This is a genomic window from Pseudomonas sp. HR1, assembly GCF_030175875.1.
Classification (GTDB): Bacteria; Pseudomonadota; Gammaproteobacteria; order Pseudomonadales; family Pseudomonadaceae; genus Chryseomonas; species Chryseomonas oryzihabitans.
This window is the reverse complement of the sequence record NZ_JASNRF010000041.1, coordinates 1-904: the sequence shown is the minus strand read 5'-3', so window position 1 is coordinate 904 and position 904 is coordinate 1. Positions and strand designations below refer to the sequence as shown.

1 protein-coding gene is annotated in these 904 nt (G+C 56.5%); it reads right to left on the bottom strand.

Translation table 11 applies throughout. The features are described 5' to 3' along the window. The coding region (locus tag QKY98_RS23465; protein WP_284671684.1) for a hypothetical protein at window positions 1–844 on the bottom strand (844 nt) is incomplete at its 3' end. Between the last annotated feature and the right edge of the window lie 60 nt (window positions 845–904).

Here is a 904-nt window from a genome sequence, read left to right as displayed (position 1 = left end):
CACGTTCAGGGTGGTAACCGCCATCTGCGTCGAACGCTACCCACCCGTACCACTCTCGGATGACCTTAGACGGTTGGCCGTCTTCCATTGCCACATACCAGTCCGCCAATCGAAAACGCTTACCGGCAAGCTTCGAAGTAGCCCTTTCGGCTCGAACCAACGCGAGATAGAGCGGGTGCGGCAGCTTTTCTATGGCTCCGGTTTCGTCGAGCAAGAAAGTGAACGAGGCGTGCGATAGTTGCCTTGTGGAACCGGCCAGCTCCTCTTCCTCGCCTAAGGTAAACACAGGAGCAAAGCCGCCCCCCTCCGTTCGAAAGTTGGTCGTTTGGCCTTGGTAGACCCTGGCAGCGTTCCACTGCACCTCGCCAGCATAAGCGTACGCGCGCAGGTCAAACTTCATTGGTCGTACCTGAGGGTCGGCGACGGTTCTACGCTCGCCAGGAGCTATAAGGGACTGGGCCAAGTAGTTTCCGCCAATGATTTCTTCCCAAACCCGCTTGGTGAGCTTGTCTCCTCGGTACGCACCGCGACTACCAAACCCGCTGACAGGCTTGAAAAAGAGGCTACGGCGGTTTTGCCAGAGGTGCTCCGCATTGCGATGCTCGACAGGAACGGTAAGCGGGACGTATTGGGCCAATACGGTTCGGATTTGCTGATCAACGCCAATCTCTTCCAAAAAACGTGCGTTGGTTAGGTCAACAAACCGGCGTTTGTCGGCATAAAGGGCATAGGCCTGAGGGTGTGGCGTTACCGTCACGACATCAGCCAAATAAGCGCTGCGCAGCGCGCTGCAATTGTCGCCTTCCAGATAGAAATCGGTGAGTCGGTTATAGACGAGATCCACAGGCTTTCCGTCGACCAAGAGGCACTCGTTGTGAAAGGCCAGATCGGCTGGGTCTGCGAT